This window comes from Bradyrhizobium sp. USDA 4369, assembly GCF_054056435.1.
Genome location: NZ_JBSRYH010000001.1, coordinates 26,978 through 43,300, shown reverse-complemented (window position 1 = coordinate 43,300; position 16,323 = coordinate 26,978). Strand labels below are relative to the sequence as shown.

Genomic DNA, 16,323 nt, shown 5'->3' with positions numbered 1-16,323 from the left:
CTGCGTCATTGCCAGCGGAGCGACCCAATCCATGATGTTTTCGCGGAGGCCGTCTGGATTGCCTCAGCCTACGTCCGATGGATCTTGGTCCGACACGCCGGCGCAACCGCCTCGCAATGACAACGATGAAAGAGGCCGCGAGCGCAGTGTTCACCCTCCCCTGGAGGGCAGGGCGATCGCATATGATGATCCTGGCTTGAGTTCGGCTCCCTCCACACCGTCATGGCCGGGCTTCGTCCCGGCCATCCACGCCGTTCGGCATCCTGGGAAAGACGTGGATGCCCGGGACGGAGCCCGGGCATGACGATGTGGAGACAGCCTGGCAAAAAACTCGGATTGGTCATATGCGATCGCCCTGGCCCTCCAGGGGAGGGTGGAGCACCGTCATCAGTCGTTGTGCGAAGAGGTTGTCGCTTTGAGATCAGGACCGAGCCGAACTCAAGCCACAAGCACCGCCTCCGCCGCGAGCACCGCATCGGCGCCGTCGGTGACGGTCTTCTCGAGCGACGATGCCTGCACGGCAAACGTCTCGGCAAAGAACCGCGCGAGCGCCACGTGACGCGCGCCCTCGGTTTCGTTCTCGCTGCGCGCGGCGAGCGCCTCGTTGGCCAGCATGCAGCCGCCGAGCGCCGAGCCGAACAGGCGGAGATAAGGCGTGGCGCCGGCGAGCGCGTCGTTCGGTGCGGTGCCGAGCTTCTCCAACAGCCAGCGGCTGGAACGCTCGAGCGCGCTCAGCGCCTCGCGCAGCTTGGCGCCGGTGGTGCCGAAGGCCGGGTCGTTTGAGGCCTCGACACGGCGGACGATGTCGGTGAGCTCGTCCAGCAGCTTGAACACCGAGGCGCCGCCATTCGCGCCCAGTTTGCGTGTCACGAGGTCGATCGCCTGGATGCCGTTGGTGCCCTCATAGATCGCGGTGATGCGGGCGTCGCGATAATGCTGGGCGGCGCCGGTCTCCTCGATGAAGCCCATGCCGCCATGGATCTGGACGCCGAGATAGGCGACCTCGTTGCCGATGTCGGTCGAGAAGGCCTTGGCGATCGGCGTCAGCAGCGCGCCGCGCGCGGCGGCTTCCGCGCGGACGGCCGGATCCTTGGCGCGCACGGCGACATCGAGCGCCACCGCGGTCGCGTAGCAGATCGAGCGCGAGGCCGCCGTCAGCGAGCGCATCTGCATCAGCATGCGCTTGACGTCGGGATGGGCGATGATCGCGTCCGAGCCGGTGCCCTTGCTGCCGACGGCGCGGCCCTGCTTGCGGTCCTGCGCATAGGCGAGCGCCTGCTGATAGGCGCGATCGGCGACGCCGACGCCTTCGAGGCCGACGCCGAGCCGGGCCTGGTTCATCATCGTGAACATGCAGCGCATGCCGGCATTCTCTTCGCCGATGAGATAGCCGATGGCGCCGCCATTGTCGCCCATCGTCATGGTGCAGGTCGGCGAGGCGTGCATGCCGAGCTTGTGCTCGATGCCGCTCGGATAGATGTCGTTGCGGGCGCCGAGCGAGCCGTCCTTATTGACGAGGAATTTCGGAACGAGGAAGAGGGAAATGCCCTTGGTGCCGGCCGGCGCGTCCGGCAGCCGTGCGAGCACGAAATGCACGATGTTGTCGGTCATGTCGTGGTCGCCATAGGTGATGAAGATCTTGCTGCCGGTGATGCGGTAGCTGCCGTCGGCGGCGCGCTCGGCGCGGGTGCGCAAGGCACCGACGTCGGAGCCGGCCTGCGGCTCGGTCAGCTGCATGGTGCCGGTCCATTCGCCGGAGATCAGCTTGCCGAGATAGATGTCCTTCAGCTCCTGGCTGCCATGAGCGTCGAGCGCCTCGATCGCCGAGAGCGTCAGCAGCGGACACAGGCCGAAGGCGACGTTGGCTGCGCTCCAGATCTCGGTGCAGGCGGCGTTGATGGCGAGCGGCAGGCCCTGGCCGCCATGTGCCTCGGGACCGGATACCGCGTTCCAGCCGGCCTCGGTCCAGCGCTTATACGCATCCGGCCAGCCGGGGGCGGTGGTGACCTTCTTGTCGGCGAGCTTGACGCCGTTCCTGTCGCCGACCTTGTTCAGCGGGGCCAGCACGTCGGTGGCGAACTTGCCGGCCTCCTCGAGCACGGCAGCGGTGATGTCGGGGTCGAAATCGCCGTAATGACCGGCCTCGACCGCTGCCTTCAGCCCTGCGCCATGATTGAGGGCGAGCAGCATGTCGTTGAGTGGGGCGCGATAGGTCATGGCGTATCCTCGGGGGCTCGATGTGGCCGGTTTGGCCGCCGTCATCCCATGAAACCGGCCGGGCCTCAACTTTTTCGCACAGGCCCGCGGCGGGCCGCCGCGGCGACTCCGGCCGGGTCGGATAAGGGCTTGCGAGCATTGACGAATTGGCGGGGACGGCGGATCACCGGGCGGCGCTGCAAAATTCCTGCGGCGCGGCGGTTGAAAAGGGCGGGCGCGGTCGGTAGACCACGGGCGCCGACCTGGAATCGCATGGCGTCCACGCGCCAGTCCGATCCGGCAGGCCTGATGGGGCGTAGCCAAGCGGTAAGGCAGCGGATTTTGATTCCGCCATTCGGAGGTTCGATCCCTCCCGCCCCAGCCAGCGCCAACGCACTGATTTTGTTAAATAAATAGCCTTACTCGAGGCGGAATTTCCAGCGCATTTGGAAATTCAGTTTGCCCCGCATTTGGAAATTCTGTGCTGGTTTCGTTTGGTCGAAGGCCGACGGAGGACGTCGCAGGTTGAACACGCTCAATTCATCAAAAATGCGAATTGAGCGCGTGAGCGCTGCCTGCGGGTTGCAAACTTTCGATCGTTGCCATTGACGTCGTCGCGTGCGGGATCGCCAGCCGCGAGAGGCCGTCGACCCTTTGCAGCGTTCAACGAAGCGCAAAGTCTATCTTTGCGATCCGACGCTAGTCTTCGACGTTGGGGAGATCTGCTGAATTTCGTCTCGAGCTGATGCTGCTCCATCAGCATTCTGCTGATCGAGTTCCTTCTGCGCCAAGAGATGTGCATGTCGCTTACGGGTCGCAGCCAACGCTCGCATCATCGTTTCCTTGGCATAGCCGCGATAGGCCTGTGCGGTCTTGTGTCCGGAGAGCGCACGACCCTGGCCGTCCGTCAGTTCGGCTTCCTCAAGCTCGGTCATGCCGCCGTGTCGACAGGCATCAAGCGTGAACAGCTTTGACACGCCGTCGATCTTCTTGCGCATCTGCTGCACCACTTTTTCCATGCCGGGGTAGGACCACACTTTGGCGTGGCCCTTGCGCTCACCCCTTTCGATCCGACGCATGATCATCGGGACGCCAAGCTTGGGCAGATGGCTCAAGACGTCCTCTGCTTCGGCATAAAACTTGACGGTCTCGCCGTCGAGAGTCTCTTCTAGCGGATGCCAGACCAACGCCTTGTTCTTATGGTGCTCGATGCGCACGGCGTGTGGCCAATTCTTGCTGCGATAGTCGGGCCAAGTCAGAAAACCGGCCACCACATTCTCGGGCCGTTGCAGCCACTCAAAGCAGATCACTGCGACGGCCGCGGGTTCAGGCCGGCCTTCCTTAATGCAGCCCCACGCAAATTTATAGACCTCCTCGCGGGTGACCGCGTGCTTCTTGGTCTTGGTGCGGCTCTTGAGGGTGAAGTCGTCCCAGGGGTTCGGGTGTTTCTTATCGAACAGCTCCGGGTGCAGCCGACGCATGATCCGCCAGACCTTGCGACAGAGGCCGACCACTTTCTCGCCCTGCCGCAGCCTGAGTCCGTTCGGCCCGTTGATGATCTTGTCGTAGATCTTGTCAGCGGCCCGTGGCGTGACTTCCATGATCTGCCGTTCGCCGATCCGCCGTCCGCTCTTACCGACGGTATCGCAGATCATCTGCATGATCCGCTCGTAGTCAGGGCGTGACCTTGGAGAGACTTTCTCGGTATAGGCCTTCTCCGTCTTGTATTGCCGGAACAGCCAATCGATTGTGCCATAGCGCGCAATCTTTCCCTGCTCGCCCGGCTCTCCTCTGCGCTGATCGTTCCACTGATCGAACAAGGCATTGAGTGTGGCGGCGCGTCCGCCTTTTCCGTCATCGCCGCATGCGACTCCGTAGCTCGTCCCAAGTGGCTCATTCGCCATCTCGCAGCCGAGCTTGCGGTAATGGGTCGGGATCCGGAAGTAGAACGCGACCGAACCGCCGGCAAGCCGACGCACCTCCACGAAGCGTGGAAGCGGGCGCTCCAACGTCACAAATCCTCGGCGAGGTCGCCCGGCACGATGTCCGGGGCAATAGCTCGGTCCAGATCGTCTCTCAACCACAGCTGACGCCTCCCTTCCTTCACACGTGGTCGAGGATACTCCGTCCCGACTCGTTTGAGAAAGGCTTCGACAGTCGGCTCTCCGCAATAGCCTGCTGCGACTGCAGCTGGCATACGACGTGGCCAAGAACCAGCAGGAATTACGGCAAAACGTGGCATCGCAACCCGTCTAAGAAATCGGCTTCCAGTCGTATGCTGCTGAAGCATCATGCAGATCGCCGCCGACGCCTGAAACCGCGACAGTAGCGAGATCGCGCAAGAAGGTAGTAGATCGTACAAAAGGGATGCGTTGGGCGGAGCGCCGCTGGGAGGGGAGAAGCTCATAAGCTCGGCCCGCGCTTCCGCATCGTTCCGCTTTGGGGGCCAGGTTCGCACCCTGGTGCGCCCACCATAAAAATCAAGACTAGGCCTAAGCTGACGCGAGCGGGCGATCGTCAGGAATCAAGAGCTTTCCATGGCAGGGGCTGCTTGGCTAGCCGCAGCAGGAGTTTGTCGAACCGAGCTTTCCCATGTGCAGCCGGAGCTGCTCGTTGTTGGGAAGCGATGTGGTTACGATCTCGGCGAGTGCTGACGCCTTGGATGTCGCCGATGAGCGGGAATCGTCAATGGGCAGATAGTGACCTGATTTTCGCCTGCCCAGCGCGCTGTCAGTGCGGGATGAACGGTTCAAAACTAGTCGCAATGACCTAAGAAGGGCGCGCGCCGCATACAACCTTCAGCCCGGGTCGTTGTGGAAATCGATGCACTACCACCTGACCGTGTGCTAGTGTAGCGCCAGCCAAACGGAGAAGCGTCATGCACCGGCTTACAGCTTCCATAGCTGTTTTGACGTCCGCGCTGGTCTGCCATGGCCCAGCTCGCGCCGCCGAAGTGATCGTAACTAAAGCCTATGCAGCGTGCAAAGACCCCGCGACCGTCGAAAAGTTTGAGGAATTCGAGCGCAATGATAACGACCAAGGCTATAAGCGCCTCTATTTCGAGACGGGTGCTACCCGCGAATGCATCTTTCTTCGGAGCAATGAAATTTTGTCGGTCGGCGAGACGCGGGGTCGATGGATATGCATAAAGGAATCAGAACGCGCTAGCTGTTACTGGACGGCGCAGGAGGCCGTGCGACCGCGTTAGTGGGCTTTGGCCACGAGGTCTTCAAAATGGACGTCATTTTAGCGTTTATAAGGGCGATCCCTAGCGCAGCCGCAAGTCCTCTGGCGCTAATCGCCTACCTCGCAACCCTCGTCGCTTGGGCCATCATTGCGTATCGCGTGAACCGCTTTCGCGAACTGATGAAGCGCATCGAGCTACTCCCTGAAGGTGACCGGCTCGCCGCGATCAAAGCCGAAATAGGACGCGTAGATGTTCCGCGGGGGCTTACCGGCGAACAATACCTACGGATGCGAATCCACACCTTCATCTTTGTCGGTTTCCTTGCCCTCTGCGGTACCGTTGCGATGGTCGGCATTAAGGCGGCTTACGATGTCTACCAGCAGATGATCCGCGCCGATAACCTGACACGGGAGATTCTCGCTCCTCCCAACTCCGACTACATGAGCGCAATCAATACCTTGTCTAATGGCGCGCAAATAGTGGCCGAAGCGGCGGCCGAGCTACGACCGCCAATGAGCAAGGCCGAACTTGATGACCTTGTTAGCAGGCTCGCGCGGCAGCGCTTGAACGGCGAGCAGATCAGCCAGCAGCTCGCAGATCTCGCCGGAACGGGCCGTCTTAAGCGCGCCAATAGCGTTCTTGCCAGCGCTGCCGCACGGGCCGACGATGCCTACGGCAAGGTCGCTGCTTGCTTTCGGCTAGCGCAATGTCGTCCCGGCTTTGAAGCGGCCATGCTCTGCAAGGCTCTCCATGGCATGAAACGCTCGATTGACGCGATCAATGAGGCCGGCCGGAAAATTCCGGGCGTGAATTACAACATGTCGGGAACCGCACCTATGCTTGGCGGCGGCTCCATGGATGTAGATTTTTCAGCGATTGTGGCTGGCAACGTGGATTACCTCCTGTCCGCTTCGTGCGCCACGTAGCGGCAGACTGCACAGTGCGGGGACGATCTACCGCACGTTCTTTCTGCTTAGGGCGACGCAGGCCGAATATGTCGTCTACGCGTCCAAACGCGGCAACCAAGAGCAGAAGGTAAAGAAAGGGAGATGATTTATCAGCTGCGCCGAGTAATACAAGCTAGGTCGCCGAGCCGTCGAGAAGTATCCGTCGAACGCTTCAAAAATTATTTTCCTTCGATAGCAAAGCCGCAACTTTCGTGAGCTCTTTCTAGCGCGAGATACGCGGTCACGAATCCCGCGGACGCGACATCAATGTACTTATCGCTATCATGCGCTTGTATTGAAACTATCTTAGCCGGTTCGATCTGCGCAATGAGGCTCGGCCGCTTCGGAGTTCGAGGCTGGTCTAGCAGATGTGTCGGTCCGGAGTGCAGCTCAACGCGCTTGCCATCAACCAGCACATGGCCTCGATCGGCAAAGACCGAAATTATCAAGCTATGGAATGGCACATAGGGATTTCCGATGATGAAAGACAGCCTGAGCAGAGCTGCAAAATTTCCGCCGCTGACAGTCGTCCCCTGAATGTGCCAAGCGCCGGTCGCTCCGGGAAGCGGTTTCCTCAGCTCCTCAGATACACATTGATGAATAAGCTTCGAAACCTGCTCGCCAATTGCGGTTGAGCATGACAAATCTCGCGGGGAGCAAACTTCTAGAACTCTCTCTACAAAACACTGCGCTACCTTGTCGCGACTTCGGCAGTCCTTGTAGATTATTTCGGCCGAGCCGTCGGCAAATGCTGACGATGTCCAGAGCGCAGACAGGCAGATCAACAGGAGTTGTTTCATCGATTTTCGAGGGCTCCCCTCTCGACGTGTAAACAATTCCGATGTGCCGGCCACGCGCTCAGCTTGACAGAATAAACCGAAAGTTGCAACACTGTGACGTCCACTGCGGTGGCAGGTATATTATGAGGATTGTAGCGAGCGCTCTTGCCAACTGCGTTTTATTTGTTGGCTTACTTTTTTTCATGCTTCCTTCGTTAACGCGGGCCGAAAGCCCCCGCGATTGCACGCTCCCTAATGCTGAAGAGCCTGCCGTCCCGCAGACCCTGCGCGTTGCTCTTTATCCTTATACACCTGATCGGCTTGCTCTTTTTCACAAGATTGAATCGCTCTTCGAGTGTGAAAACCCTGGTGTAAACGTTGTGCTCGTTTCGTCGAGTAACGCGACTGACAAATATTACAATGATGACCCCACCAAGCAGGAAGGATTTCTCTACGTCGATGCAGATATCTATGAAATAGATACCATTCTGCTTTCGGATTTTATTGCCCGAGGCAAGATCGCGGCCATAGAGTTGCCGTTCAACGATTTCCTGCGTGAAAGTATAGAGGCGGTCACACGTAACGGTCAGACCTTTGCCGTGCCTCATTGGATGTGCGGCAACTTTCTGTTCTACCGCAAAACGGATACTGAACTAGCAGAGGTCAAGACATGGGGCGAACTCAGGACGTTATTGCACCGCCGCGGTCAATCTCTTTTTGTGGATCTAAAAGGCAAATCGACAATTGGTGAATGGTATTTCACCTCGCTTGTCTCGATTGTCGGAGTGGATGGTGCCCAAAGGCATATCGTGGAAGGTGAACCTATCAACGCTGATGCGGTTGATCGTCTACAGGATATGCTCGCCATGTGTCCCATTGGCTACTGCCGAAGCGACAAGCTGCATGACAAGGTAGGATTCTACGCGCGGGCATTCGTACGGGGGCAGGCCTCTGCATTCGTTGGCTATTCTGAGTCTATTCACTATGGATTGCGTGAGTTCGTGGACGATTGCCTCTCTTCCTCAGGGTGTGTCCCAGAAGATGAAATTGCCGTGCGCGCGTTGCCGAGCTTTCGCGTTTCTGCCCCGGAGGCCGGTGTTGGTTGGGTCGATGCCTTGGCAATCGACGCAAGATTGTCTGGATTGAAGAAAGAGTTGGCACTGAAGTTTATTCGGCGTCTTGTTTCACAGGACGTGTACTTGTCCATTCTCACCCCTGAATGGCCTTATCCATCGCGGTATTTGTTGCCTGCTCGCGGCGGTTTCCAAGTTCCTGACGCTCCGTTGTATCCGGCGTTCATTGCTGCCCATGCAGGACGAAAGACCGGGTCCTTACCCGAACTGAATAAGAAACTTCGCTCACTTGCAAACAGATTGGATTGCCAGCTCCCCATAGATCGGGATGATGAGGAGGCGAAGGAGAAATGCCGCCTGAAATAGCACAGTAAAGGAGTATCAGGGTTTGGATGGAGCGCTGCGCGGGGCTTGAACCTGCAACCAGACCGTTATGAGCGGCAGACTATCGATCGCCTTCGTTGATTTTGCTGCATTTTCGTTTGAGTTCGATCGCGTTCGTTACGCTTTGATGAGGTCGTTTCTGGTGCGAAACTGGTGCGGCCGACGACAAGCCCCTCGCTGTCAGTGTGGCCGGGCCCGCACAAGTTTTGTGCGAATCGCGATCCATCGACCCAGCGGCCTAGTCAAAGCTGGCTAGTAAGGTAGTGATCGATGTGATCTTTCGACCACCACCGCCTCATGGCTTGCACCCGGATCTGACACGATCTTTAGAGGGAACTGGCCAACAGGTCGAGCGGACTCGATCGAAACATTTCCACCTGCTTTTGCGACCAATCCCTTCAGCCGATCGAACTCGCCGCACCAAATCGTTTCCATGTCCCGGTCACGGTTGGCATCACGAGGTTCGGCCGAACTGCCAATGCCCACGGCCCTAACCTGGAGAAGATCCGATTTCGATCCGCCCGAAAGCTCCACTCCATAGCCAGGATTGGCTGCTTTACGCAGAACGATCTTACCGTTCTGTACCCAAGCGGTCGCCATTCCCTCGGACACCTCGTACCCTAGGCTGGCGAGTCCCTCGAGCACAGCACGCCTGCGCTCTTCGGCCGCCATCGCCTTGAATTCTTCCTCAATGAGAAAGTCGGCTCGCTTGACGAGTTCTTGCTCGTCACTGGCCGAAGGTATCGCAAGCGCACTATCGATTTCGGCCAGCAGCGATGCCGCCTCCGGTGACTTCATCTCCGAGAGTTCAGCGCGTCGCTCGCGAAGCTGGTTCACCAGTCGTGTACGGGCTCGGCCATCCTTGACGGCCGTAGCCAGGTCCAACAGAAGACTATCCGCGATTAGCGATCTTCTCGCCGGTGGCTCTGCTTCCAGAGCCGCAACGTGGGCCGAAAATGGGCCGGAATCGATCCCAAGCCCGCGCAGCTCGCCGAGAAGGGCATCGACGCGCGCCAAGGCCGGATCCTCCATCTCCCGCGGTTGTCGGAAGAGCCACTCTTGCAACGTTTCGCGGCGCTCCCCAGCGCTGAGCTTGGCGGCAAGCTGCCGTTGCCGATCTGTCGTGGCATCTGGTGCCTCCTGAGAAGGAAGCAACATCAGCGCCTTGGCCATGGCCGCTTCCAGGCGCTCTGAAGATGCGGTCGATCCACTGAGCTCGCTTCGGATATCGGGCGGGTATATCGACTTTCAGAACATGCAATCTATGCAGCAACGCCTCGGCTGCGGTTTTGGAACGTCTTAAATCGCGCTTCGAGCGGGCCACGATTTCGGCGGCCCTTTCGACCCGGCGTTCGGAGTCCGCTTGGAGGAAGGCGATCTCGCCCGCGACTTGTTTCTGTAATTCGACGAAGCGGTCGGCGTCGAGCAAGCGACGAAGCTCGTCCCGTCGCGCTGTGACCTTTTCGATGTCCTGCTGCTCGATCGTCCCATTGCGTCTACCGGCGGAAGCCCAGGTTTCTATCGCGGCGTCGAGCCGGGCGAGACTGCGACGACAGATGGCGATGATTTCGGCGCGGGTAACGATCCTGAATGCTTTGGGTCCGCTCATTGCAATTCTCCCCCACGGAGCGCGTTTTCTACGGCATTCTTGAGCCGCAGTCGTTCAGCGTCTCCGGCGTGAGTCCAAGCATACGACGAAACCCGGTGCACGTAAGGGACGGCTCTTCCCAACATCCTTGGGACGCCAGATCTCGCGGGCGCGAGCCCTCTCCAGCAATCGATGGCGTGGTGCATCGCATTCCACGCCTATCGCGTAGAGACCGGTCCGGGGATCGGTCACCGCAAAATCGATGCTGAATGCGCCGCCGTCGCGGGCCCTGCTGGGCTTCCAGCCATTCGCCTCCAGGAAGGCTTCGACGGATTTGGTGAAACCGTCGTCCTCGTGATTGCCCTCTTCGTGATGGGCATGCTGTTCAGTCACCATCCTCTCCAAGAGAGTCTTGCCCGACTGTCCTAAGCCATCGGAGACGGTCCTGGCATATTCGAGGTAGCCTTGCAGATAGTCGCGTGGAACCCTGGGACCGCTCCGTCTCGTCAATAAATCCGATATCTCTGATATCGGCATGGACGTGACGATGACCACCTTCTCTCGGGCACGCGTTACAGCGACGTTTAGGCGCCGTTCGCCGCCTGCGTGCCCCAGCGCGCCGAAGCTCTTGCGGAAAGTGCCATGCTCGTTGCGACCGAATGTCGTCGAGAAGACGATGACGTCACGCTCGTCGCCTTGCACGTTCTCCACGTTCTTGACGAAGAAGCCCATATCCTCGCCATTCTCGGTACGCTCGCGCTCGCGCATCAATGCGTCGCGAAATGCCTCATCGTTCTCGGCACGATCTTCCAAAGCATCTTCGATGGCATCGGCCTGCTTGCGGTTGAACGTAACGACCCCGATCGATGGAGGTGAAGGATCATCCCAAAGCTCGGAGAGGTATTCCACGACATCGGCCGCTTCCTTCTGGTTCGTCTGGCTCTTGTACGTGCCCTCCGAACGGACCACTTCGATGGGCTTGAGCTTTCGAATGGTTTCTTCGGGATGGCGTACGGGGACGCTGAGGCCATTGGCGTAGAACGATGCGTTCGAGAAGGAAATGAGCTCCCGATACTTCGATCGGTAATGAACCTGCAGAGTACGGGTCCGGAGCACCGAACGGGCAAGCTGAAGAAGGTCGGGACAATCCTTAATCTCACGTCGATTCCAGGTCTCGGCGAACGCCTCGCGCTCCTCTTCTGTCGCCCCTTCTTCGGGTTCTTCACCGTCGAAGATCGCCGCTTCGTCGTTTTCGACCTTGCTCGCGAAGAAGGAGGTTGGTGGCATCTGCTTTTCGTCGCCGCTGACGACGACAAGCTTGCTCCGGAACAGGGATGGCAGGGCATATTCCACCGGCATCTGTGAAGCCTCGTCGAAAATGACGGTATCGAAGAGCCCGGCTCGAGGTTGCAGCACGCGGCTGGCGACGTCCGGCGTCATCAGCCAGACCGGGCGGAGAGCGAGGAGACCGAGCGGAACGGAGCGATCGATGAATTCGCGCAATCGCAGTGCTCTCGGGCCGCGCAGTCTTGTGATCGCATCCCATTCGGATGTCGGACGCACTTTTCCGGCATCTATACCTTGGACGAGAAGCTCTCTGTTGTAGTGCCGGATCTGCGTGTCGGCTTCCGCCAGTGACTTTACCTTCGTCTCGACCTCATTGCCGTCGAACAGTACGTCTGGATTTTGGGATTCCATGGAAGCTTTCCATTCCAGACGAGCCTCGCGCCCTATAGTGGCGCGAATACAGGAATCTAGGTCGTCAGACGGTAATTTCGACAACTCGGATTCCCTGGACCTGAGAATGGTGAAGATGGCACGCTCCTTGTCGTCGAGGCGCGCGGATCGAAGCCGGAATTCCTGGTAGTTGGTGAGCATCGGTAAGGCCTGCACGATCTGGGCAACGGCGCTCGCGTTCGAGCGTCCATTCTCTATCGCCGAGCGTCTCGATCCGAGCCAGAGTTCGTCGAAGTAGGTCCTGAGCCGGTTCAGCGAGGCGCGGCTTTCCTCTCTCGCCTCATGCCTTCGGAGCGCTCGATCGCCTCGTTCAAAGAATGAGGCGAGTTCTTCGATTCTTCCGGTCGCGACGGCTCTTTCGAGATCGGCCAGGCTCGGACACCGATCGATGAGCGAATTGTGACCGCTTAGTCCGGCGAGAAACGAATGAATGCTTTCGGCGAAATCGGCGAGCTTTCCAGGCGACACATCAAGATTGGGGGCTCGGCCGAAAAGGATCATAAAGTATTCCGCCAGTTCGCGTCTCGGTCCGCGCACGGCCAGCTCAAGCTCGGCCGCGTAATAAAGCGAGCTGACTCCATGGATATCTTGCGGGAGCTGCAATGATGAAAGGAAGCCTTGCACACGGCGCTTTCGCATCCAATGTAGCGGGTTCATCCATCGTAGGCCGCTTCCCGGCGAACGAACTCGGTCCGCGAGTTCCGCGATGGACCGCAACTCTTCCCCGTTCAAACCGACGAGCTTTGAGGAAAAGTTCGGTTTGTAGGATGGACCGTCGAGCGACGAGAATATCTCTTTGATCTGTAGTAACCCGTCGAGCACGTGCATAGCTTGCGAAGCCCCGCCATCCGCGCTCCGGAACAGCGGACGCAATCGAGCGAGATTCGAGCATACAGAAGCGCTAATAAAAGCGCAGATCGTCCGCTTCGATGAGCCACGTCTGCAAGGCCATCGAATCCGATATTTTCAGGCAATCCGATGTCTCCACATCGGTCGCTTCGCGCCGTGCGTCCACCTCCAAAAACCCTTGCAGATGCAAGGCGAGGGCGGCTGCCGTTCCGCGATCGGGGTTGAACGGCTTGAGAGCGGAAAGGGGATTGTCCTCGAATTTGGCCGGCAGCCAGAATTTCGCCAATGGGCCGCAATTCTCTTCGATGCTCACGACGTCTGTGGGATGCAGATCCGAAAGTAAAGGTCGGAGTTCAGGAACATCGATGGGCTTCGGACTGCCTTCTTCGAGTTCCAATAGCTCGCCCAGTAGCGCCCGATATGACAATCCCGTCCGATCGTCCACGGAGTGAAGCGCAGTTTGGCGGCGATCCAGCTCTGCCTCCAGCGTCTCGATGCGCACCGCCAGTCGCTCGCGTTCTCGCTTCCAGGCCGGGGTCCTTCCGGGAGGCAGGTTGTGCAATGCTTGCACCTGCGAACGGACCGCACTGACGGTCGGCTCGCGATCGCGATTGACGTCGGTGATCATGACGAAGCGATCCGCCAGACGTTCCTTCTCTAAACGCTTCCGCACGACTTCGAGCGCGGCTTGCTTCTGGCAAACGACGAGGAGTGATTTTCCTGTGCCGATGGCGTCCGCCACCATATTGACAATCGTCTGGCTCTTGCCCGTGCCGGGCGGTCCTTCGATCACCAACCCCGGAGCCTGACGCGCTTCGATCACGGCCGCCTCCTGTGAAGGATCGCTGTCGGCAGTGAAGTATCGGTCGACCTCCTTCACTTGCGGCGATGAAGGCGTCACCTGCTGTTCGTTCAGACGCAGTGCGGCCTCGAGCGCCGTCGCCGTCGGCGGTGACCCTCGGAGCGTCTCGAGGTCTTTCATTACCGCTTGCCCCATGAACGCCAGATGGAAGAGCACGGCCGCCGGCACGAGCTGGCGCTCTTGCGAGCCCACTGTGACGTCCTTGCCAGGAAGAGCTACCAGTTCATTGCCGGCTGGCTGGGCCAACCGGCTAAAGGCATCCATTACCGCCTGGACGGACACGCTTGCATGGGTAAGAAGCTCGTTCGCCGCTTCCTGCCATCGTCTTGCTTCTGGGATACCTACAATACCTTCGAGGGCGGGATTGATGACGACGTGTTCGATCTCTGTATCGGGATTTCTTTCGCGTCCAAATCCCAGAGTGATGTGACCGCGGTTTCCCACTTCGGGATTGACGCGCATCGGCCACAGCAGCACCGGCGCGATCCGCGGTCTCGCGGTCGGCCGGCTATCGCGCATGATGAGAAATGGAAATCCCATATACAGGCCATCGATGCCGGTGTCGCGTTTGTAGAGCAACGCGTGAGAGTGCAGCGACCGCAACCTTCGCTCCAAGCCGTCGTCGTCGGCGAAGGCTGCGGGATCGACATTCACAATGCGGTTCGTCCGACCGAGCAGTTGATCGAGAATTTGCGCCGCCGGTACCCTGGAGGTGTCGAGTTCGGTGAGATCGATCCGGGCCGATTTGCCGATGAGCATCCGCGTCAGTGGTCCCCGTAGGACCCCACCCGATATGCGCTTGGCGAAGAAATCCAGGATCGTGGATACGTAGCCTTGCTTTGGAAGCGGTCTCCACCTTTCAGCCGGCACGGAGAGGAGGGCGAGAGCGCGCCCTATGGACATCCGCCTGTCGAGGCGAAACTGATCCGCCCATTCGTCGGCTTCCTTGATGCCGCATCTTGCAAAGTTCCGAATACGCTCGTCGATCGTCTCGTAGATTTCGCGACGCGGACGGGCGAGAAGAGCTGTAGCTTTCTCGGGCGAAAAATCGCCAAGTCCCGCGGTCGACGCTTCCTTTGTCGCTTCTTCGATAACCTCGGCGACGGAGCGGAACTGGTTCGACATCGCGCTGAGCAGGATGACCAGGTCTTCTTCGGCCGAAAGGCGGCGTTCGGTCAGCGCAGCTACGCCGGCATGGTCCGTGTCAGGAAAAAGCCTTCGCTTTTCCTCCCAGAGAGCGACTAGGCGGGCCATCGACGTCGACAGAAGGTGGACGCGCAGGGCATCCTCGTCGACCGCGATTTCCAGTTGGTCGAGTCGCTTTCGAACTGTGTCCGACCGGACCTTGAGACGCCAGAGCCAGTCGTCCGGATCGATCTTCCGAAGCAGGTCGGGTGCCGGACCGGTGATCAGGCTATAACCGTCGGTCGGATGATCGAGCAGCCAACCCGGCGTGACGATATTGCCTCTGACGATCAGGGGCATCGAAGCATTAAGCGTCTTCAGGGAGATGGAGAGCTTCAAGTCCTCCTGAAGATCCTCGGCTCGCAGGATTTGCCGCAGGCCCGCCGACATTGCCGGTTCGAAGCCGGCCTCGGAAGCCCAACTCGCGACTGCGCCTCTGAGAACAAGAGCTTTGGCCTGCTCCCAATTCGCCGCTTCCGCCGCCGCCAAAGCGAACATGTTTGCAGACCGATATTGCTTATCACCTAGCGAGATCGAAATGCGGCCCTCGGTAACGCCTGGCGTTTCGGCTGCGGGAGCGGATACCGTCTCACCCTGCAGCCACGCCTGAACTTCCGTCCACTGCCACCGCTGGCGTCTGTCACGTGCCAGAAGGCCGCGCAGCAAGGTGTCGATCCGTTCGTCCAGGTTTTCAGGAAGGTGTACGCCGTTGGTGAGAACGTGGATCAGAAAGGCCTGTTCGTTGACACCTTCGAAACACGCGCCTTGGGTGATCTTTTCCAGCAAGATCATTCCCACGCTCCACCAGTCGGAAGCCGGAGCGACGCCACCGGCGATCGCTTCCGGAGCCATGTAACGGGTGGTCTCGAGAGGGGACACGATGTCCAGATCGAACTCGGAAAGTCGTGCGGATCCAAACCCTCCGATGACGAGGTCCAGCGGGTCCCTCGAGCGCATGAAGATGACCGAAGGCCGCAGATCCCTGTGCCGCAATCCGGCTTCGGCGAGTGCATGAACGGCCTGCGCGAGCTCGCCGACCAGCTTCCTTATTGCCGCCTGATCGACAGGATCGATGGCGAAATCCGCCAACGTGCCGCCGCTGAATTCCTCCGCGACGTCGTAGGCACGGTCTTGCCAACGACCGGTGGCGAAGAGCTCGGAAACGTGATCTCGGGGGAGCTTCGAGAGCAGATCGTAGATCGCTTGATCCGGCTCCGAGCCGGGTGCGTAAAGTGTGAGTATTCCACGCCGTCCGTCGGAGTCGCGCGTGGCGACGAAGCGCTCGCGGACGACGCTCGATGAGACGATCCGGTCCTGTAGACGCCAACCGTCTACTATTGTTTCGGCCTCCGGCTCGGGCTCGGGCCCAGGCTCGGTGTCGATCGGTGAGGGTGTCTCGCCCGGTTCGATGATCGGCTCGCCACACACGCTGCAGATGAGATCCCCGGGAGATCCCTGATGACCGTTCCGGCATGTCGGCTGGCTCGGAGCAACCTCTGGAGGATTCGGCCTCGGTCCGGGTGCTCCAGGCGACGT

General features: G+C 59.5%; 8 protein-coding genes and 1 tRNA gene. 3 read left to right on the top strand and 6 right to left on the bottom strand.

Translation table 11 applies throughout. The annotated features are described in order from the left end of the window. Positions 1 to 438: 438 nt before the first annotated feature. Complete coding sequence (locus ACVIJ6_RS00175; protein ID WP_456770953.1) at positions 439 to 2,217, bottom strand: acyl-CoA dehydrogenase; 1,779 nt, start codon at positions 2,215 to 2,217, stop codon at positions 439 to 441. 289 nt (positions 2,218 to 2,506) lie between these two features. Here ACVIJ6_RS00175 and ACVIJ6_RS00170 point away from each other — a divergent pair. Further along, a tRNA-Gln gene (locus tag ACVIJ6_RS00170) sits at positions 2,507 to 2,581 on the top strand. Positions 2,582 to 2,876: 295 nt separating this feature from the next. On the opposite strand, the gene ACVIJ6_RS00165 is transcribed toward ACVIJ6_RS00170, so the two are convergent. Continuing rightward, on the bottom strand, positions 2,877 to 4,205 hold the full coding sequence (locus ACVIJ6_RS00165) for a hypothetical protein (protein WP_444837262.1): 1,329 nt from the start codon (positions 4,203 to 4,205) through the stop codon (positions 2,877 to 2,879). 1,225 nt (positions 4,206 to 5,430) lie between these two features. Here ACVIJ6_RS00165 and ACVIJ6_RS00160 point away from each other — a divergent pair. Next, positions 5,431 to 6,309 carry a hypothetical protein gene (locus ACVIJ6_RS00160; RefSeq protein WP_444837260.1) on the top strand — a complete coding sequence of 293 codons (879 nt, stop codon included), beginning with the start codon at positions 5,431 to 5,433 and terminating at the stop codon, positions 6,307 to 6,309. Between the two features lie 200 nt (positions 6,310 to 6,509). Here the strand turns inward: ACVIJ6_RS00160 and ACVIJ6_RS00155 are convergent, their stop codons facing one another. Next, positions 6,510 to 7,130, bottom strand: a complete 621-nt coding sequence (locus ACVIJ6_RS00155) for a hypothetical protein (RefSeq protein WP_444837259.1) — start codon at positions 7,128 to 7,130, stop codon at positions 6,510 to 6,512. Positions 7,131 to 7,252: 122 nt separating this feature from the next. Between ACVIJ6_RS00155 and ACVIJ6_RS00150 the strand changes: the two genes are divergently transcribed. Beyond that, complete coding sequence (locus ACVIJ6_RS00150; RefSeq protein WP_444837258.1) at positions 7,253 to 8,548, top strand: hypothetical protein; 1,296 nt, start codon at positions 7,253 to 7,255, stop codon at positions 8,546 to 8,548. Positions 8,549 to 8,818: 270 nt separating this feature from the next. On the opposite strand, the gene ACVIJ6_RS00145 is transcribed toward ACVIJ6_RS00150, so the two are convergent. The 3 genes from ACVIJ6_RS00145 to ACVIJ6_RS00135 all read right to left on the bottom strand — a co-directional run bounded on the left by ACVIJ6_RS00145 (position 8,819) and on the right by ACVIJ6_RS00135 (position 16,215). Next, complete coding sequence (locus ACVIJ6_RS00145; protein ID WP_456770952.1) at positions 8,819 to 9,739, bottom strand: hypothetical protein; 921 nt, start codon at positions 9,737 to 9,739, stop codon at positions 8,819 to 8,821. Positions 9,740 to 10,229: 490 nt separating this feature from the next. Next, complete coding sequence (locus ACVIJ6_RS00140; protein WP_456770951.1) at positions 10,230 to 12,764, bottom strand: AAA domain-containing protein; 2,535 nt, start codon at positions 12,762 to 12,764, stop codon at positions 10,230 to 10,232. 28 nt (positions 12,765 to 12,792) lie between these two features. Then, positions 12,793 to 16,215, bottom strand: a complete 3,423-nt coding sequence (locus ACVIJ6_RS00135; RefSeq protein WP_456770950.1) for a protein kinase domain-containing protein — start codon at positions 16,213 to 16,215, stop codon at positions 12,793 to 12,795. Positions 16,216 to 16,323: the final 108 nt, after the last annotated feature.

Bases quoted from the DNA above. Each gene is read 5' to 3' on its own strand.
- ACVIJ6_RS00155 (WP_444837259.1), bottom strand. From the start codon at position 7,130: ATGAAACAACTCCTGTTGATCTGCCTGTCTGCGCTCTGGACATCGTCA.
- ACVIJ6_RS00145 (WP_456770952.1), bottom strand. From the start codon at position 9,739: ATGGCCAAGGCGCTGATGTTGCTTCCTTCTCAGGAGGCACCAGATGCC.
- ACVIJ6_RS00150 (WP_444837258.1), top strand. From the start codon at position 7,253: ATGAGGATTGTAGCGAGCGCTCTTGCCAACTGCGTTTTATTTGTTGGC.
- ACVIJ6_RS00160 (WP_444837260.1), top strand. From the start codon at position 5,431: ATGGACGTCATTTTAGCGTTTATAAGGGCGATCCCTAGCGCAGCCGCA.
- ACVIJ6_RS00175 (WP_456770953.1), bottom strand. From the start codon at position 2,217: ATGACCTATCGCGCCCCACTCAACGACATGCTGCTCGCCCTCAATCAT.